Source organism: Xenorhabdus bakwenae (assembly GCF_030272115.1).
GTDB classification, from domain to species: Bacteria; Pseudomonadota; Gammaproteobacteria; order Enterobacterales; family Enterobacteriaceae; genus Xenorhabdus; species Xenorhabdus bakwenae.
This window is the reverse complement of the sequence record NZ_CP119194.1, coordinates 1,889,760-1,909,183: the sequence shown is the minus strand read 5'-3', so window position 1 is coordinate 1,909,183 and position 19,424 is coordinate 1,889,760. Positions and strand designations below refer to the sequence as shown.

The following is a 19,424-nucleotide window of genomic DNA, read 5'->3' as shown; positions in this document are numbered from 1 at the left end:
GTTTCTTCTTCTCACTAAAATCGTTACTTTTTTGTTTTAAACAGGCTATGAACATTATTGGATTTATAATTCAGCACCGGATCAAGTTCTTCCATCGTGAAAGAGAGGCCCAGATAACGCTGTGCCATCAATTCGTTGAAATGCGCCTTGATTAAGTCAAACAACATTTTTCCGACTTTTTGTTGATCCTCAAGGTTGCGTCCGGCACCTATTTTCAGTGTCATATGAACGAAGGCGTAATCCTGCTTACCATCCGCCATTTGCCAGGTATCCAACCAAATGGCACGGCTGCGGATACCGCCCAGCGGAAAAATGCCTGTATCCGCCAGCGCCTGATTCACTTTGGCAAATAATGCCGGCAATCTGGCTTCATCACGGATATTTTCAGTACATTCAGCATAAAAATGTGGCATGGTTTTCTCCTGTCAGGCATCCGTTTTCTTTTGGTTAACAAAATAATCCGGCAGCGGGAAAACCGCGTTAACCTGCCCCGTCCCGGAACTGGCAAACAATTCCGTCAAAAATTCCACCTTGCCGTCATACTTGTCCCATCCGAGCAGTCCCAGCAACATCACGGTATCATGCATGTTGCCTTCTCCCCGGCAATATTGCGCATATTCCGGTAACATTTTGCAAAATTCTTCGAACTTGCCTTCTTTCCAAAGCTGCACGACACGGCGATCCATCTGCTCATCGAACTCACGGGTATAGCTGTTCATGCCTTCTTCGGCCCGTTGATCGTCAATGAAACTGTGTGACAGCGAACCGCTTGCCAGTACCGCAACCGTGCCATTGTATTTCTCAATCGCCCGTAAAATCGCTTCTCCCAGTTTACGGCTGTCGTCAAACGCATGGACAGTACAAAAGGCAGAAATTGAAATGACCTTGAAATGGCGGTCGCTGTTCATATAACGCATGGGCACCAGCGTGCCATATTCCAGTTTCAGGCTCGGGATCTCGTGTGACTGAGCACGAACACCCATCTGGCGTGCTTCTTCTGCAATCATCCTGCCTAACGCCGGGTTGCCGTCATACTCATAGGTCATATCGCGGATAAAATGTGGCAACTCATTACTGGTATAAATGCCGGAAAAATGGTCGGAACAGTTAATATGATAGGCGCTGTTAACCAGCCAATGCGTATCGAAAATAATAATCGTATCAACGCCCATCTCACGGCAGCGCCGGCTGATCTCTTTGTGCCCGTCAATAGCGCTTTGTCGGCAACCGTGATGCTTGCCTGGCAATTCAGACAGGTACATAGAAGGGACATGTGTAATTTTCGCTGCTAACGCTAACTTTCCCATAAACCCTCACCTGGTATCAGGATGGCAGTTATTCAAGCACCCCAACGAGGAATTGGGTGCTTTCCCATTGAGATACAAACGTTTTTCACTTCGGCAAACACGTCGAAACTGTATTCCCCGCCTTCACGCCCCACACCGGAAGCTTTTATGCCGCCAAATGGTTGACGCAGATCTCGAACGTTCTGGGAATTGACAAACACCATGCCGGCCTCAATATTACGTGCCAGACGCAAAACCTTGCTGACATCCTGTGTCCAGATATAAGAGGCCAGGCCATATTCCACATCATTAGCCATGCGCAGCCCGTCTTCTTCGCTCTTAAACGGCAGCAGACAAGCGACAGGGCCGAAAATCTCTTCCTGTGCCACCCGCATACGGTTATCCACATCCGCCAATACGGTAGGGCGCAAGAAGTGGCCATTTTTTAGAGGGGCAGGTAAATCGGCAGGTTTATCGGGACCTCCGGCCAGCAGTGTGGCACCTTCTTCGATCCCCAACCGAATATAATTGGAGACTTTTTCCCAGTGTGGCTGGCTTATCAGGCTGCCAACCTGAGTTTGCGGATCCTGGGGATCACCGACACGTAGCCGATTAGCGCGTTCAGCAAAGCGTTTGACGAATTCGGGGTAGATACTTTCCTGGATAAAAATGCGGGAACCCGCCGTACAGCGTTCACCATTGAGAGAGAAAATGGTGAACAGGGCGGCATCCAGTGCGCGTTCAATATCTGCATCCTCAAAAATGAGGACAGGGGATTTTCCGCCTAATTCCATAGAGTATTTTTTCAGTCCGGCATTTTGCATGATCAGGCGACCCGTTGCGGTCCCGCCGGTGAAAGAGACCGCGCGCACATCATGATTTTTTACCAGCGCATCGCCTGCGGTGTTACCGTAGCCCTGTACCACATTTAACACCCCGGCCGGAATGCCGGCTTCCAACGCCAGTTCGCCCAGACGGTTGGCTGTCAACGGGGAAAGTTCGGACATCTTCAAAACCGCCGTATTTCCCAGCGCCAGACAGGGTGCGACTTTCCACGTCGCCGTCATAAAAGGCACGTTCCACGGGGAAATCAGTGCGCAAACGCCAACAGGCTGGATTAATGTATAGTTGAGCATGGTGTCATCAACGGGATAAGTGCGCCCGTTCATCTGCTGACAAATTTCAGCGAAAAAACTGAAATTCTGCGAAGCCCGTGGGATCAAGACATTTTGTGTCTGATGGATGGGAAGACCCGTATCCTTGGTTTCCAGCTCAGAAATATCGGGAACATTTTGGTCGATTAATTCACCCAAACGGCGCATCAAACGGGCGCGTTCTTTCATTGGGGTATTTGCCCACTTGGGGAACGCTTCTTTGGCCGCCGCAACGGCTTGGGTAATCTCTTCCTGCCCGCCGGATGCAACCTCAGCCAGCACCTCACCTGTTGCAGGATTAGTCGTTGTGAAATAGGTTTTGCTGCCGATATTCTTGCCATTGATCCAATGGTTAATCATGGTCATGACAAACGCTCCTCATATTCTTGCGGGCTGACAATGCGATTAACTAAGCGTCCAACACCTTCGACTTCCACGATAACTTCATCCCCGGGAACAACGTTGGACAACCCTTTGGGGGTTCCGGTGGCGATCATGTCGCCGGGTTGCAATGTCATAAAATCACTGAGATAGGTGATTAAGAAAGGAATGTCGAAGATCAAATCGGCGGTTGTGCCTTGTTGACGGAGTTCACCGTTTACCCATGTTTTCAAGGTCAGATTATGCGGATCAGCGATCTGCTGCTTATCTATGATCCACGGACCGATTGGGGTGAGCGTATCGCGGCTTTTTACCCGCAGGTTTGGCCGATAGTAATTTTCCAGATAATCACGAATGGCGTAATCGTTACAAACGGTATAACCCGCAACGTAGTTCATGGACTCTTCTCTGGAAACTTTGTGAGCAGGTTTACCCATCACGACAACCAATTCTGCTTCATAATGCATATATGCCACATTATCAGGACGGACAGAAACCTGCCGGTGTCCGGTTAAGCTATTGGCTGCTTTGATAAATACCAGTGGCTCTTCTGGTGGCTTAAATTCCAGCTCTGTTGCGTGATCGGCATAATTTAGCCCCAATGCGAACAGTGTGCCGCTGGCGGGGGGAAGCCATATAACCGCTTCATCGCTGACCGTATTTCCATCTGGCAAGAAGACATTTTCCTGTGCGTCAACGGTAACAGTGAGATCCTGACCCTGATAATGAATTTTGGCGTATCTCATGCCTGACCTCCTGCCGATACAACCGTATTTTCTAAGTCAGAGAAGCCCTTGGCCTTGACCGTGACCTTATCGGCAGGATGAAGAGTAACGCGCTGATGAGGCGTTCCCAATAGAATTGCATCGCCTTCGTTTAAGGTGGCGAATTCGCTTAATGCTGCCAATAATTCAGCGGCTGAACGGACGAGATCTTGAGTAGACCAACGATCAACTTCCTGGCCGTTGATTTCAGTCACAATATCGAGTGATGCTACCGAGCTGATCCTGGTCATTTGGCCTATCGGACAAAAACCGTCCCGACATTTTGCTTTAATGGCAGGACGGTAGAATGACGTTTCAGGCAGGCTAACTTCGTTTGCCAATGCGTAACCAGCAATATACTGTTCGGCATCCTGAACAGAAACTTTGCGGGCTGTTTTTCCAATCAACAGCGCCAGAGTTGCGCCGCTTTGTACTGTTTCCCCGACAGGATGCGGAATAATATCCCCTGAATTAATCACGGTATTGCGGGGTTTGATAAACCAAATAGGCGTTTTGGGGGGTGTTTTATAAGGTTCTTGGTTAAATGCCTCATGCCAGAAACGGATCTGGCTACTATGATTGAGGGCAACGGCAAAGACAGTGCCTTTCATGGACAGCTCCTTGAAACCTGAATGACGTGTTGCAAGATCACTTATTAATATATTAATAAGCTATGTGTTGGCAATCTTCAATATGTTAAGGGGATTGTTAGTTTTAATTGTGATCTATGTAACAACACTTTATTGTTGATCATTTTTACTACATAAAGATCAGCCTGTTATATTTTTAATCAAGGTCATTTGGGATTAGATTTAACTTTTAATTAACTTTTTGCGGATGGGATGATTTTATTTATTTGTTAATGTTGAAATCTTTCCCCTTTGTGGATGATTTTGAGCGTGTTAGGCTTTTTGGTGTTCATGTTGTCTGTAATAAATAGCATGGGCGTTAAACTTATAAAGAATGACTGGCGATTAACTAAAGAGTCACTTTTACTTATGCATGAATCCTTGACAATTGCATTGCTTCAAGCGAGAGAAACCGCTATGGGTTTTTTTCGGCCTATTTTGAAGAGCTATAATTTAACTGAACAACAATGGCGTATTATTCGTGTACTTGCGAGTAGCCGTTCTATTGATTTTCATGACTTAGCTTGTCTTACTTGTATCTTGCGTCCAAGTCTGACAGGTATTTTGACACGTATGGAGCGTGATGGACTTATCTTCCGCATGAAGCCTATGAATGATCAGCGTAAGCTGTATGTTTCTTTGACTCCGGCAGGCCAGGAACTCTATGAGCAGGCAAAAGGGCAGATCGCTGAGGGATATAAGGCGATTGAGAACGCTTTTTCTCCAGAAAAATTGGCCCAACTTTTAGGGCTATTGGATGAATTTATTACTATCGGGAACCTCTCTCAAGCAGATTTGGATGAAGAATGCAAACTGTAGGTTGAAGGTTTATTAATGAGTTAACAAAGCAAGAAATCAAGCGCAGTGCCAAGTACAGTATAAAGGCCGCCGTAATGAATTGCATAAGCGTATTGATGCAGTATATTGCGGCGGCTTTTCTGTATCAGTCGAATGGCAGTGTCATCATTTAGCTGGAAGAATTGTCTCCTGTTATACCTATACCCACTATGCCGACAAAACAATTTTCAGTGCTTTCTCTTGAGCTGCATTACCAAATATTTCATAAGCGGTCTCTATTTCACTCAATGGATAATGGTGAGTGACCAGCTTTTCAGGTGCAATTTTGCCGGATTGAACACTTTTCAGCAGCATGGGGGTACTGCTTGTGTTTACCAGTCCAGTCGTAATGGTAATGTTTTTTATCCAGAGGCTTTCCAGATGCAGGTCAACAGATTTGCCGTGGACACCAACATTAGCAATGAATCCACCCGCTGCAATGATGTCCTGACATATTTTGAACGTTGCGGGAATACCTACACACTCAATGGCGACGTCTACACCAATACCGTCAGTCAGTTTATTGATAGCTTCTACGACGTTTTGTTTTGCCGGGTTGATAACCGTGTTAGCCCCAAGCTGCCGGGCAACACTGAGGCGGTTATCATCAGTATCGATCATGATGATGTGTGCCGGAGAGTAAAATTGTGAGGCCAGTAATGCTGATAGCCCGACGGGACCCGCACCAATTAGGGCGATGGTCTGGCCCGGCTGGACCTTGCCATTGATAACACCCATTTCAAGACCTGTTGGCAGGATGTCACTGAGCATTAATGCCGCGTTTTCATCGACACCGTCTGGCAGACGATGCAGGCTATTATCAGCATGAGGAATACGCACTTTTTCTGCCTGTGTACCATCAATTTTATGCCCCAGGATCCAGCCACCCTCTTTACAGTGCGCATAAAGCTGGCGTTTACAATAGTTGCAACTCCCGCAGACAGTGATACAGGAAATAATGACCTTATCACCGACTTTGATATTGCGGACCGATACCCCAATTGATTCGACGATCCCAATACCTTCATGACCCAATGTTCGGCCTTGCTCGACAGTAGGAACATCTCCCTTGAGGATATGCAGATCTGTACCACAGATGGTGGTTTTGACAATACGGACGATAGCATCTGTTGGTTCAATGAGTTGGGGTGGTGCTTTTTCTTCCCAGCGTTTTTTTCCGGCTCCATGATAAACAAGTGCTTTCATATAACCCCCTTCACAGGTAATGGTTGTGATTTTATGGTGTTAAGAATGACAGTAACCCAGAGCACACGATTGACGTTATCTGTTGCCTAAAGTTTAGCAGATGTAAACATTTTCGATTTTCAGAGTACTTTCTGAGTCAGTTGTGAAATAAAATATGGCGAATATGTGCAGGAAAACGTTCGTATTTGAAACATGATTAACGTTTTTTCAGATAGTACAAAAAAACAGCACAAAACAGTAGGGCTGTGGTGAAAATTATCAAGTAAGATTGGCTTTCTAAACAGTAAATTATCAATAAACCTAACTGACAAAGTGACGGTTCCTCATCCAGCTTTGATAACTGATATAAGGAAAGCCAACATGATGTTTAATGAAGCCAGCGGAACAAGCAAATTAAAAGGTAAGCGTGTTGTTGTAACAGGCGGAGGACGCGATTTTGGGCAAGCAGTTTCTGTTTGGCTGGCGCGTGAAGGGGCATATGTTGATCTCTGTGCCCGTCAGTTAGCCAGTGCGGAAGCAACCTGTGAGATTATTCGCCGTGAAGGAGGTATCGCCAGAGGTTATCAATGCGATATGAGTCATGCCCACTCCGTTAGCGATTTTGCTATTCAGTTGCTACAAGACAATCAACCTATCGATATTTTGATCTTAAGTGCAGCTCAATGGCTGGAGGGGCGGTTAGGGGAAGGTGACAATGACGCCGATATTGTCAGTACGGTGAATTCAGGTATAACAGGTTCTATCTTGCTGACCAAAGCGCTATTGCCGAGCTTGCGTCAATCACAGGGTGCCGATATTGTTGCTATGGTATCGGTTTGTGGTATTCCCCAATTTACCGAATCTGTCGCTCATCCGGCATTCTTTGCCGCCAAACATGCTATGAGTGGCTTTAGCCAGAATTTAGCTCATCATTTAAGCAAAGAAAATATTCGCGTGACCGGGCTTTATCCGCCTGACTTTGAACTTAATGGTTTTGATGAAGTTCTGGATAACCAGAAAAAAATGGGGGGGCAATTGCTTAATGGCCGTTCAGTATGGGAAACCATCCGGTTTGTTATCACCCAACCCCGTCATTGTCACATTAAAGCTATTTATTTCCAGGGTCCGACTTTTCAGGATGTTGAATAAGTGGTGATCAATAAGCAGGCGTAATAATTTGGCGTGATTCATAGGCTTGGTTAGCATAACGATCACGCCGTTTTTTCACCTAACGGTTAGATTAACTCGCCTCTTTCAGAAAATCGTAGTTCTCTGTCCCCAGATATTCCAGCTCTCCATTTGGTAACCAGCGTACTTGCTCACCAGTGCGATAAAGCCATTTATCCTTGGTATATTGAACAAATGGATTAGTAATCAGCTGTTTTTCTGCTAATGCTGATTGCTCCAAATATTTATTATTCAATTCTGGCCCGGAGAGATAAAGTTCGCCCTTTAACCCCATTGGCACCATCTGTAATCGTTCATTCAACACATAGACTTGGATGCCTGATATTTCAGCAGATTGTGATTGTCCGATTGCCTGTTGATAATGTTTCCGTATCACATCGTTCACCCGGGGATTGTGTCGTTCTGACCTTGTGTCGCCTGGTTGTTGTGGACTACCGTATTCCAGTAATGTCTGCGCCTGATCAGGTGTTAGCAAAGAAAACTGTGATATTGGCGTTTCGGGATGAGACAGGGCATTAACCAACAATTGCTGGAATTGTTCACCTAACGCTTTGATTTGTTTTGCATGGAAAAGGTTAGGATGGTAGCGGATACGAAAAGCCCAATGCCCCTCTTCCAGATGATATTCCAGTATCCATTCTGTAACGGCTAAATCGTTATTGAAACGACTACCGTAATGGACCTCACATCCGTCTAATTCCAGATCGAGATCCTTAAAACTGGCCTGATTGATACCGACATTGAGATTATTGATAAGATTGGTGGGCACAGCTTGGAATATAGGCAAACTTGACAAACGCAGATCAGGCTGCACCTTCAATGATGCACTATAATTTAACGTGGCCTGATAGAGAGAATTAAAACTATCCGTCTCATTAAAACGCAGAGGGAAAACAACGGCATTTATTTGTGCACCAAGCGAAACAGACTCCCCGCCGGCGACTGCAACGGGATAGATAAGGTGAGCGTCACCCGTTCCGGTATACTGGGCCACTAATGTTGCCCATAACGTTTTAAATACGAGGAACGGTTTACAAGGGGATAAAGATTTTGAGAGGTTCTCCCAATCTTCCAATGACAAATTGAAACGAAATTCATTAGGTAATTCAGGTTCACCTATCGCTTGTTGAGGCAAATAGGGTAATGGGTTACGGGTAGTCATGCCTGACAGGCACTTTTTCCAGTATTGTTCGGGGTTATATTTGCCCAACAACTGTAAAAGTTGATGATCTTGTACAAATTTTTCTGACGCTTGTTGCAGCGTCATGGGGGAATGGCGCAGAGGACGTTGGTTGTACAGATCAGCGATATTATGAAAAAACTCTTCTATCCCCTGCCCGTCACCGATGATATGGTGCAGTACAATGAATAAGTGAAATTGCTGTTTTGCCTCTTTGAGTAAACCAAAACGAACGACTGGCCCTTTTCTGAGGTCAAATGGCCGCAGAGCAAACTGATTCAATTGTTCTTCATTATTAGAAAGGTAGGTAAACTCAATATTATCTGAGCCTAATACCCAATATAATTCATCATTTTTTTCTTCAATCCGATATTTGAATAAAGGATAAATATTAATAAATTCTTGCAGAGCCAATTTTAATCTACCTTCATCTAGATTTCCTTTAATGCTCTGTTCTATAACGATATTGTATTTAGGTGATTGAGGTTCAAGAACCCATGATTGCCAAAAAAAATGAATAAATGGAGAGGCTAGAATCTTATCCATGTGAGTACTCCGCTATGATTCTAAATTATATTCAATACAGCTTGATATATTCGATAAACTTCAAGTTGCAATCTGCAAAACGACGCGAGGCCTTATATTTCCCCGCTGCGCGGGAAAATATAACACGCATTTTGAAGTTGGATTGGTATATCTGCTTATTGAGCATACTCAGCCTGTATTTTTGTTAGATGAAAAAACAGCTAGTTAAATCCATTCCAATAATGAAGCTAATCACTATTGCAGGAAGTCATTTATTGACATTAAATGTCATTGTTTCGTGACATTCTAATAATTTGATTATTTTGTCTGGCAAAGGAGGGGATTTTTTGTCAGTACATTGATTTGTAATAAACTTATCCATTGATGCAGTTGTGCCATTATTAGCTATTTGTTTGGAAAGGATACCTATAGATTGAAAACAATTAAAGATTATTTTAAGTAAATCAATATCCATAAAATATTAAGAACTAGAATTTTAGGCACGGCTATTTAATAGCGATGCTGATCATGATAGGCGTGATCAATATGCCTTATTTACCCGCATGGTGAAACGGCTCGTCAGTTCAATGAAGACGTTCAATCTGGTATGGTCGGTGTGAATATCCCCATCCCAGTACTGATGGCATTTCATAGCTTCGGTGGCTGGAAGTGTTCCATGTTTGGGCCACTGAATATACATGGTCATGACGGGGGGCGCGTCTATACCCGCATGAAAACCGTCACTAGCCGTTGGCCCGCCAGTGTGCGTTTAGAACATCACGATAGCCATTTTGTGATGCCGACGATGGAGTCGCTATATCATGAAAAACAGAGCAATAAAGACGAAGAAAATGACGATGGCTCAAGCCTTGGTCAAATTTCTTAACCAGCAATATATCAATGTTGATGGGGAGGAAGCCCCCTTTATTCGAGGTGTGTTCACAATATTTGGTCACGGTAATGTGGTGGGATTAGGGCAGGCATTGGAGCAGGAGCCTGGGCATCTTCGTGTTTATCAGGGCTGTAATGAACAGGGGATGGCACATATTGCAACGGGCTTTGCCAAACAGAAAAAACGTCGGCAGATGTTTGCCGTCACCTCTTCTGTTGGGCCTGGCGCGGCCAATATGGTGACGGCTGCCGCAACGGCAACTGCGAATCGTATCCCATTACTGTTGTTGCCGGGAGATACCTTTGCTTGCCGCCAGCCAGATCCCGTTTTACAACAGATTGAACAATATGGTGATGGCACCATGAGTACCAATGATTGCTTCCGTCCAGTATCCCGCTATTGGGATCGCATTTCGCGCCCGGAGCAGTTGATGACAGCCCTGCTCCACGCCATGCGGGTATTGACGGACCCGGCAGATACGGGGGCTGTCACGATCTGTCTTCCGCAAGATGTTCAGGGCGAAATATGGGATTATCCAGATTACTTCTTCCAGAAACGGGTTCACCAAATTGAACGTCGTCCAGCTTCTCAGGTGCGCATTCAAGAGGCAATGGCACTGATTCAGCGCAAGAGAAAGCCGCTGTTGATTTGTGGTGGTGGCGTACGTTATTCCGACGCGCATGGAGCTTTCCGCCATTTTGCTGAAACCTTCCATCTCCCATTTGCTGAAACGCAGGCGGGAAAAAGTGCGATTGTGGCTGCCCATCCACTGAATTGTGGCGGCATTGGCACGACAGGTTGTTTGGCGGCGAATCAGCTGGCTAAAGAAGCCGATTTGATTATCGGTGTTGGCACCCGTTTTACCGATTTTACGACGGCCTCAAAGTCGCTGTTCCAACACCCAGAAGTGGAATTTCTTACCATCAATGTTGCAGAATTTGACGCCGGCAAACTGGATGCCGTAGGTGTTCTGGCGGATGCCAGAGAAGGACTCAATGCCATTGCACAGGCTCTGTCAACAACAGCATGGCGTTCGGCGTGGCAGCAAGAAATTGTTCAGGCGAAAGCAGCCTGGCAGCAGGAATTAGAACGATTATTTTCCATTCAATATCAGGCTGGATTCAAGCCAGAGATTGCGGGGCATTTGGATGAAAAATTGGAAGAGTACAGTGCAACATTGCAAACCAATCTGACCCAAACCCGTGTACTTGGCTTGATGGATCAGTATCTGGAACCCAATGCCATTATTGTGGGGGCTGCGGGTTCTCTGCCGGGCGATTTACAGCGCGTTTGGCAACCGAAAGTGCCCGATACTTATCACCTTGAATATGGCTATTCCTGTATGGGATATGAAATTGCTGCATCATTGGGGGCAAAACTCGCGTGTCCTGAACAGCCGGTTTACGCAATGGTTGGTGATGGTTCCTATTTGATGCTGCACAGTGAATTACAAACGGCTATTCAGGAAGGTATTAAGATCACTGTGCTGCTGTTTGATAATGCGGGATTTGGTTGCATCAATAACTTACAGATGAGTCAAGGCATGGGGAGTTTTGCCACGGAAAATCGTTATCGCAATCCGCGAAATGGCCGGTTGGATGGGGGGTTGATACCGGTGGATTTTGCCAGGAATGCGGAAAGCTACGGCTGCAAAAGTTATCGAGTGTATGATGAACAACAATTAATTGCTGCGGTGCAGGATGCGAAGAAGCAGCCCTGTGCGACATTAATCGACATTAAAGTACTGCCTAAAACCATGACGCATGATTATGAATCATGGTGGCGAATAGGAACTGCACAGGTTGCTGATAATCCAGACATTGCCGCATCAGCGGAAAAAATCAGGGACTATGTGGAGAAAAAAGTGCGTCAGTATTAGTTGCGATACGGGATTTATTGATCAGAGTTATTTGAGGGCTGGACGCAAAAACCACAACGTACACATATGTACAAAGGAGCATTCATGTTCAATATTGCATTATTTGGCGCTGGACGAATTGGGCAGGTTCACGCGCTTAACATCGCTGACCATAAAGAAACTTGCCTCTATTCTGTGATAGATCCACATCTGACAAGTGCTAAGGCATTGGCACACCACTATCAGGCTAAAATACAGACCACTGAAGAAGTGATGTCAGATCCTGCTGTTCATGGTGTCCTGATTGCATCAGCAACGGATACCCATGCCGATCTGATAGAACTGGCTGCCCGACACAATAAAATGATTTTCTGCGAAAAACCGGTTCATCTTGATCTGGCACGGGTTCGTCAATGCCTGGCGACGGTAAAAGCGTGTCAGGTTCCTCTGATTGTCGGGTTTAATCGCCGCTACGATCCGCAGTTTCGTCGGCTGAAAAACCTGTTTGATGCCGGAACCGTTGGCAAGGCAGAATCGCTGCTTATTATCTCCCGTGATCCTTCTCCTCCACCCGCTGAATATGTGCGGGTATCGGGTGGTATGTTCAGGGACATGACCATTCATGACTTAGATATGGCTCGTTTTATCATTGGTGAAGAACCATGTGCTATTTATGCTCAGGGGAGCAATCTTGTCGATCCTGCTATAGGTACGGCGGGCGATATTGATACCGCGTTTATTGTGATGAAATTTCCATCGGGGGCAATGGCGACCATCACTAACAGCCGTCGTTCTGGATATGGTTATGATCAACGATTGGAACTGCATGGTGAGCAGGGGCTTCTGACCGCCGGAAATATCAAGGAAAACAGTGTGGCGTTCTGGGGGGAAAACGGTTGTACCACCGCCAAGCCTGTGCATTTCTTCTTGCAGCGTTATCGTGAAGCCTATATTGCGGAATGGGATCATTTTGTTGATGTCATGGCTGGCAGGGCAATACCTGAGACGAGCGGTATCGATGGAGAGCGGGCTTTATACCTCGCAGACAAGGCGCTCGAATCCCTGCAATCCGGTAAAGAAATCAGGCTATAACGATAAATTACAACAACAAACACTGTTGGAACATTTATTTCATAAAAGTCATCCTGTCTGTTCCAGCAGTCATAACTGTGGCAGACCGTTTTGTACCCAATAGATTTCAGGGAAGTGTATACAGAACAGGTGGATATTACCCCCTGGGCGATGGTTAAACCGACAGGTTGCCTTATTACACTGATTGTTGTTTTCAGGTGTGTTTTCCTTGCCGAGAACATGGCAGCCCATGTGATGGCGCTCTACTATGTATTAGCAAAATAGCGTATCCGGTAAGAGGTGAATCAATGGAACAGCATAGAAAGTTGGATGTGATTTGCATGGGACGTATTGCGGTTGATCTGTACGGTCAACAAATGGGTTCCCGTCTGGAAGACATGGCAAGCTTTGCCAAATACTTAGGGGGTTCTTCCGGGAATGTTGCCTATGGAACCGCGCGTCAGGGATTAAAATCTTCAATGCTGGCGAGGGTGGGTGATGAACACATGGGGCGCTTTTTACGTGAAGAATTGGAGCGGGTGGGTTGTGATACCCGCCATTTGATCACCGATAAAGAGCGGCTGACGGCTTTGGTTTTACTCGGCATTAAAGATAACGACACGTTTCCGCTGATCTTTTACCGTGATAATTGTGCTGATATGGCGATCACCCGAGATGATTTCAGTGAAGACTATATTGCATCTGCCCGCTGTCTGGCGATCACCGGAACTCACCTTTCTCATCCACAAACGCGTGATGCTGTTTTGACTGCACTGACTTACGCCCGCCGCAATGGTGTCAAGACGGTTATGGATATCGATTATCGTCCGGTATTGTGGGGACTGACTTCATTGGGCGACGGTGAAACTCGCTATATCGCCTCAAAGCAAGTGACAGCACAATTGCAGGAAGTGCTCTCCTTATTTGACTTAATTGTGGGAACCGAAGAAGAATTTCATATTGCTGGTGGCTCTACGGATACTGTCGAAGCTTTGTGTCGAATACGGACACTGACGGCTGCAACATTGGTTTGTAAGCGGGGAGCATTAGGGTGTTCGGTCTTCACTGCCAATATTCCTGATACCTTAGATAAGGGGGTCACTGTCCGGGGCGTCAAGGTAGAGGTTTTGAACGTTTTGGGGGCTGGAGATGCCTTTATGTCCGGTTTATTGCGTGGCTATCTTAATAACGAAAGTTGGGAACAGGCTTGCACTTATGCCAATGCTTGTGGCGCTTTGGTTGTTTCCCGTCATGGGTGTGCGCCCGCCATGCCAGATAAAACGGAGTTGGATAACTATTTAATGCGAGCAACTTTAATGCGAGCAACGGATGTACGATGTCCAGATCTAGATCCACATCTCAGTCACCTGCATCGGGTTAGTCATCGTCATAAACAATGGGATGAATTATGTATCATGGCATTTGACCATCGTATCCAGTTTGTTGAAATGGCACGCCAGGTGAATGCCAGTCTCGATCGCATTCCGCACCTGAAAAAACAACTGTTCCGTGCCAGCCAGGAAGCCAGCACAGAAGCCCACTTGGCAGGAAAAGCAGGGATATTATGTGACAGCAGTTTCGGTCAAGATGTACTGAATGCTGCAACCGGGAAAGGGTTATGGATTGGTCGTCCGATTGAACTGCCCGGCTCCCGACCACTTTGCCTCGAACACGGTAATATGGGTTCCCAGCTGGTTAGCTGGCCGCAGGAACATATTGTGAAATGTTTAGTGTTCTTTCATCCAGAAGATAGTCACCCATTGCGTCTGGAACAGGAAAAAACGATACACGAAGTTTATGCCGCCTGTTGTCAGTCTGGTCATGAATGGTTGCTGGAAGTTATCTTGCCAGTCGATATGCCCCATTCTGATGGGCTTTATCTGCGAGCACTCCAGCGTTTTTACAATCTTGGTATTAAACCGGACTGGTGGAAATTACCACCGATGCAATCTGCAACCTGGGACCAAATCGCAGCATTAGTTGAACAGCATGATCCTTATTGCCGTGGGGTTGTGATCCTTGGCCTTGATACACCGGAAACAACTTTAAAGGCCAGTTTCAATGCAGCGGCGGGTAAATCTATCGTCAAAGGTTTTGCCGTTGGCAGAACGCTGTTCGGGCAGCCGTCACTGCAATGGCTGGCGGGAGAAATAGATGATGAAACGCTTATCCAGAAAATAAAAACTAACTATCACAACCTGATTAACAACTGGCGTCAGCGTGGATAGCGGAATAACAAAGCTAAAGAACATCCCTTTTTTCATCTTACAGGAGGAGCCTCATGGCTGTTCAACTTGGCATCAACCCCTTGACCTGGACCAATGATGACTTGCCGTCCCTGGGGGCAGAAACACCGTTGGAAACTTGCCTGACAGAAGGGCGACAGGCAGGGTTTGCCGGTTTTGAGCTGGGCAATAAATTCCCTCGCCAGGCACAGATTTTAGGTCCCATTCTGGCCGCTCATGATTTAAAACTCGTGTCTGGCTGGTATTCCGGTGAACTACTAACACGCAGCGTTGAAGAAGAGATTGGCGCAGTTCAGCTGCATTTGACCCTGTTGCGGGAATTGGGGGCTACTGTGATGGTGTTTGCCGAAGTGAGCTATTGCGTTCATGGTAATCAGAATAAGCCAGTGCATCTCCGACCACTGTTTCCGGCAGAGGAATATGGTGAAAAACTAACAGAATTTGCCCGTTATACTCAGTCACAAGGCGTACAGGTTGCGTATCATCATCACATGGGAACGGTGATTGAAAGTGCAGAAGACATCGATAGCCTGATGGAAAATACGGGTGAAGAAGTGGGATTGTTATTGGATACCGGGCATTTGACCTTTGCAGGGGATGATCCGTTAGCTGTGGCAAGACGTTGGTGCTCACGTATTAATCATGTGCATTGCAAAGACATTCGTCCAGACGTGTTAAAAGATGTCAAAAACCGGAAAACCAGTTTTCTTGATGCGGTATTAAGTGGTGTTTTTACCGTACCAGGAGATGGCTGCATCGATTATCCCGCTATTTTTGCGATCTTGAAAGCGAATAACTATCACGGTTGGCTGGTGGTTGAAGCAGAACAAGATCCCGCTGTTGCCCATCCACTGACTTATGCCACGCTGGGATATCGCAATTTGCATAAATTTGCCAAAGAAGCGGGATTGATTTAAACGCGGAGATTGGGGGAGGTTAAATGTCTAAACTACTGTCAAAATACCACGCACCAAATCAGAGTAAACGGACGCAACATATTACGCCGGAAACAGCAAATTGGGGATATGTTCATTTTGCTGTTTATGAACTGAATGTAGGGGAAACTATCACCTTACCCGCTTCGGAAAATGAAACGTGTTTGGTGCTGGTGGCAGGAAAAGCCACGGTAGTGACGCCTCAGCAACGGTTTGAAAAAATAGGGGAGCGCATGGGACCATTTGAGCGCAAAAAGCCTTATGCCGTCTATGTCGCACCTCATGAAACGATGGAAATCGTTGCCGAGACTCGACTTGAACTGGCGGTATGTCAGGCGAAAGGAAAAGGCAGTTATCCCACCCGCTTAATCGCCCCACAAGATATTGGGGCTGAACAGCGTGGCAATGGTCATAATCGACGCTATGTTCATAATATCCTGCCAGATGATCAACCGGCGGAGAGTCTACTGGTTGTTGAAGTCTATACCGATGAAGGATGCACCAGTTCTTACCCTAGCCACAAGCACGATACTGACAACGAGCCGCAAGAAACTTATCTGGAAGAAACATACTACCATCGCCTGAATCCACCACAGGGTTTTTGTGTCCAGCGAGTCTATACTGATGACGGCTCGTTGGATGAAACAATGGCGGTTTATAACAAGGATGTGGTGATGGTGCCCAAAGGGTATCATCCCGTGGCGACCATCGCGGGTTATGACAGTTATTACTTAAATGTTATGGCTGGCCCGACACGTAAGTGGTTATTTACCTGGGAAAAAGATCATCAATGGGTTAATGGCAAAGAATATGCAGAGAAACATGCCGGCCGTTAGGTATTGCTCCCCATTTGGGGAGCAATATCATAGATGCATTATGCTAAACGCGCTTACAAACTGATTTGAATAACCCATAGGCTAAACTTGCCAGCAATAGTGAATTAATTGCTGGAACACCCCATTCTGCCTCCAGACCAACCACGCTGCCGATAACACTGGCAATAATGGCAGCCCAGCCGATGGTTGGTGTTTCAGGCGGAAGTGCGCCTTGTTCTCGGCTCTTATCTAATATCTTGCGATGGGAACGCAGAATATAGTAATCAACCAACATGATCCCAATAATGGGCGGGAAAACAACGCCCAACACAGTCAGGAAATCCACAAATCGTTCCAGGATACCCAGAATAGAAAGTAGCGTTCCAAGTATGCCAATAACGACGGTCGTTGGAGGATAACGGAGTTTTTTGCCAGTAATACCCTCTGCGGCGCTGATAATGCCTAATGATGAAGAATACAGATTCAAGTCGTTGACCCTCAACGTGGAGAAAACGACAACCAAAAGACCTGCGCCGCCTGCCACTTGCGACATAATAGTAACAACATCTGACGTATTCAGGGCCTTTGCGATAAGGATCGCCAGGCCATTAATCACAAATTCTCCTGCAATAATGGTCAGCAAGGTGATCCCCAAAACATGCTTGCCTGATTTGGTGTAGCGAGTCAGATCAGGCGTCATCAAACTTGCAACAATTGCACCACCTACGACGATCGTGATACCTGCACTGATGGTTAAGGCATCACCAGAATGAGGTAATTTGATAATTTCATGTAGCTGTTGACCCGTATTACCTGACAGTACGGTAGTGGAGATATAAGCAACCAGCAAAATAAACAGAGGAACAGCGATCCTGGCGGTAAAACGTAATGCCTTAAAGCCAAAGGCGACCAGTGTTGTCAACAAAGTGCCGGAGAAAACTGCTGACCAGGCAAACCCGAGTCTATCACCGGAGGCAAAATTAAGGGAATGGGCGAAAATTGCGTTTTGGATACCAAACCAGCCTAATAAGCTGATTGCAACCACGAGGCCAATTAATACAGATCCTATGCGGCCAAAACCACACCACCGGGCCAACAGGCTGCCGGATAAGCCTTCGCGCATTCCCGCAAAACCGAGTCCAAACGTGACAATGCCAAAGATCAGGCTGCCGATGAAAATAGCAATAAAGGCATCGATCAAAGCCATAGAGTCACCGAGTACAGCGCCAAGCATAAATTGATCTAATGCTGTCAACATGCCCATATGCACAATAGCCACGCTTAACAGTGATACACGTTGTGTTTGTGGTACTCGCTTTAGTGGGCAGTGCTCAATTTTTAATACTCCCATCATTTTTGACTTCTTTAGAGAAATAGAACGCCTTTTTCAATTAGACGTTCCGGTATATAGCTATCTAATTGTAAGTGTCTGCAAAACTCCTCAAATTGCTGGAGTGAATGAACGTTCGCTTTTTGATAGATGTTGTAAACTCTATTTTCTATCGTTTTGTGGCTAACGTTGTATATTTGGGCAATTTCCTTATTTGAGCGTCTTTGCAGCATGAAGAAGATAATATCCAGCTCACCACGAGTAAACAGGTTTGTGGTTGCTTCTGTAGTGAGAGTGCTGGGTTTGTGGCGATTAATGTATTTTAAGGGAGAGAAGCTACTTAATGGTTTAGCATTCCAGACTATCCCGATACACTCTTTTTCATCGTTATATACGGGAAATTTTTCACTGATGAAAGGGGCCAAACTGTTTTTCCCGTACCAATAATGTGTTTCGATAATGGAAACTCTATCTTTTGCTTCCTCGGTTCTCCGGTCATGCTCTTTGAGATCTTGTGAAAATTGGTCGTCAGACCAATCAGTTGGAAATTCACAGTCTAACTTACCTTCAATATCAAAGTATTCTGGTGTGTTGGTGTAAAGATAAGCCGCTTTATTCATATAGATATGTCTGGAATCCAAATCCTTAATACCCCAAGGATCGCTGAGATGTTCCATCATGGCAATTAGCCCCTTGAAATAGGGTTCATTATTTTTATAGGATAAACTCATCTCTATCTCAAATAATTGTTAGTTTATTCATTGTCAATAAGGACGTTTGTATTTATATATTTCTACTTGTATTGATTCCATATTCATCAAGGTTAATTTTCCACGGTAATTGTTAAGTTGAAATTTAAAATATCGCTGCAAGTCATGTTTCATCTGTTTTTGTCTGCTTTGATGCTATTTATTATCTATTTTTGCTCATCTTTCCAAAAAGATAACTTACCCGATTAATATTTTCTATACCAATCCAACTTCAAGATGCGTGTTATATTTCCCCGCTCAGCGGGGAAATATAAGGCCTTGCGTCGTCTTGCGGATTGCAGCTTGAAGTTTATCGGGTATATATTAAATGATTCTACCCAAGAAAAAACTGTTATCACTTTTACTGTTCAATAGCAAGAGTGGTTTTCACCCTTTCCT

At 45.6% G+C, this 19,424-nt stretch carries 17 protein-coding genes and 1 pseudogene; 9 read left to right on the top strand and 9 right to left on the bottom strand.

Going from position 1 to position 19,424, the window contains the following annotated elements; genetic code table 11:
* Positions 1–23: 23 nt before the first annotated feature.
* From PXH59_RS09710 to PXH59_RS09690, 5 genes are read right to left on the bottom strand one after another with little or no spacing between them, the layout of a single operon-like run.
* Entirely contained in the window at positions 24–413 is a 390-nt protein-coding gene (locus tag PXH59_RS09710) for a 5-carboxymethyl-2-hydroxymuconate Delta-isomerase (protein ID WP_285811492.1), read from the bottom strand.
* A gap of 12 nt (positions 414–425) precedes the next feature.
* Positions 426–1,307: a 3,4-dihydroxyphenylacetate 2,3-dioxygenase gene (gene hpaD, locus PXH59_RS09705; RefSeq protein WP_047768167.1), complete on the bottom strand. Its 882-nt coding sequence runs from the start codon at positions 1,305–1,307 to the stop codon at positions 426–428.
* Between the two features lie 32 nt (positions 1,308–1,339).
* Positions 1,340–2,806, bottom strand: coding sequence for a 5-carboxymethyl-2-hydroxymuconate semialdehyde dehydrogenase (gene hpaE / locus PXH59_RS09700; protein ID WP_285811490.1), 1,467 nt, complete (start codon positions 2,804–2,806; stop codon positions 1,340–1,342).
* The gene (locus PXH59_RS09695) at positions 2,803–3,567 is read right to left on the bottom strand and encodes a fumarylacetoacetate hydrolase family protein (RefSeq protein WP_285811489.1); all 765 of its coding nucleotides are present in this window, start codon (positions 3,565–3,567) and stop codon (positions 2,803–2,805) included. Before PXH59_RS09695 ends, hpaE begins: the two co-directional genes overlap by 4 nt.
* Entirely contained in the window at positions 3,564–4,196 is a 633-nt protein-coding gene (locus PXH59_RS09690; protein WP_285811488.1) for a fumarylacetoacetate hydrolase family protein, read from the bottom strand. The genes PXH59_RS09695 and PXH59_RS09690 overlap by 4 nt, the downstream gene beginning before the upstream one ends.
* A gap of 387 nt (positions 4,197–4,583) precedes the next feature.
* Here PXH59_RS09690 and hpaR point away from each other — a divergent pair, with 387 nt between their 5' ends.
* Complete coding sequence (gene hpaR, locus PXH59_RS09685; protein WP_047768160.1) at positions 4,584–5,033, top strand: homoprotocatechuate degradation operon regulator HpaR; 450 nt, start codon at positions 4,584–4,586, stop codon at positions 5,031–5,033.
* A 186-nt stretch (positions 5,034–5,219) separates the two neighbouring features.
* Here the strand turns inward: hpaR and PXH59_RS09680 are convergent, their stop codons facing one another.
* Positions 5,220–6,257, bottom strand: coding sequence for a zinc-dependent alcohol dehydrogenase family protein (locus PXH59_RS09680; protein WP_285811487.1), 1,038 nt, complete (start codon positions 6,255–6,257; stop codon positions 5,220–5,222).
* A 360-nt stretch (positions 6,258–6,617) separates the two neighbouring features.
* Here PXH59_RS09680 and PXH59_RS09675 point away from each other — a divergent pair, with 360 nt between their 5' ends.
* The gene (locus PXH59_RS09675) at positions 6,618–7,385 is read left to right on the top strand and encodes an SDR family oxidoreductase (RefSeq protein WP_285811485.1); all 768 of its coding nucleotides are present in this window, start codon (positions 6,618–6,620) and stop codon (positions 7,383–7,385) included.
* Positions 7,386–7,476: 91 nt separating this feature from the next.
* Here PXH59_RS09675 and PXH59_RS09670 read toward each other — a convergent pair whose 3' ends face one another.
* Entirely contained in the window at positions 7,477–9,150 is a 1,674-nt protein-coding gene (locus PXH59_RS09670; protein WP_285811483.1) for a condensation domain-containing protein, read from the bottom strand.
* A gap of 527 nt (positions 9,151–9,677) precedes the next feature.
* On the opposite strand from PXH59_RS09670, the pseudogene PXH59_RS09665 reads away from it, so the two are divergent.
* From PXH59_RS09665 to iolB, 7 genes and pseudogenes are all read left to right on the top strand, one after another.
* A pseudogene (locus PXH59_RS09665) lies at positions 9,678–9,940 on the top strand (aldehyde dehydrogenase family protein); the annotation flags it as partial.
* 25 nt (positions 9,941–9,965) lie between these two features.
* The gene (gene iolD, locus PXH59_RS09660) at positions 9,966–11,900 is read left to right on the top strand and encodes a 3D-(3,5/4)-trihydroxycyclohexane-1,2-dione acylhydrolase (decyclizing) (RefSeq protein ID WP_285811723.1); all 1,935 of its coding nucleotides are present in this window, start codon (positions 9,966–9,968) and stop codon (positions 11,898–11,900) included.
* A gap of 84 nt (positions 11,901–11,984) precedes the next feature.
* Positions 11,985–12,971 carry an inositol 2-dehydrogenase gene (iolG, locus tag PXH59_RS09655; protein ID WP_285811482.1) on the top strand — a complete coding sequence of 329 codons (987 nt, stop codon included), beginning with the start codon at positions 11,985–11,987 and terminating at the stop codon, positions 12,969–12,971.
* Positions 12,972–13,061: 90 nt separating this feature from the next.
* A complete protein-coding gene (locus PXH59_RS09650) occupies positions 13,062–13,235 on the top strand; it encodes a hypothetical protein (RefSeq protein WP_285811481.1) in 174 nt (57 codons plus the stop codon).
* A 23-nt stretch (positions 13,236–13,258) separates the two neighbouring features.
* Complete coding sequence (locus tag PXH59_RS09645) at positions 13,259–15,178, top strand: bifunctional 5-dehydro-2-deoxygluconokinase/5-dehydro-2-deoxyphosphogluconate aldolase (protein ID WP_285811480.1); 1,920 nt, start codon at positions 13,259–13,261, stop codon at positions 15,176–15,178.
* A 53-nt stretch (positions 15,179–15,231) separates the two neighbouring features.
* Positions 15,232–16,113: a myo-inosose-2 dehydratase gene (gene iolE, locus PXH59_RS09640; protein WP_285811479.1), complete on the top strand. Its 882-nt coding sequence runs from the start codon at positions 15,232–15,234 to the stop codon at positions 16,111–16,113.
* 23 nt (positions 16,114–16,136) lie between these two features.
* Positions 16,137–16,967, top strand: a complete 831-nt coding sequence (gene iolB / locus PXH59_RS09635) for a 5-deoxy-glucuronate isomerase (protein WP_285811478.1) — start codon at positions 16,137–16,139, stop codon at positions 16,965–16,967.
* 43 nt (positions 16,968–17,010) lie between these two features.
* On the opposite strand, the gene PXH59_RS09630 is transcribed toward iolB, so the two are convergent.
* Together PXH59_RS09630 and PXH59_RS09625 are read right to left on the bottom strand one after the other, a co-directional pair.
* Complete coding sequence (locus tag PXH59_RS09630; RefSeq protein ID WP_285811721.1) at positions 17,011–18,297, bottom strand: cytosine permease; 1,287 nt, start codon at positions 18,295–18,297, stop codon at positions 17,011–17,013.
* A 14-nt stretch (positions 18,298–18,311) separates the two neighbouring features.
* Complete coding sequence (locus PXH59_RS09625; RefSeq protein WP_047768144.1) at positions 18,312–19,007, bottom strand: helix-turn-helix transcriptional regulator; 696 nt, start codon at positions 19,005–19,007, stop codon at positions 18,312–18,314.
* Between the last annotated feature and the right edge of the window lie 417 nt (positions 19,008–19,424).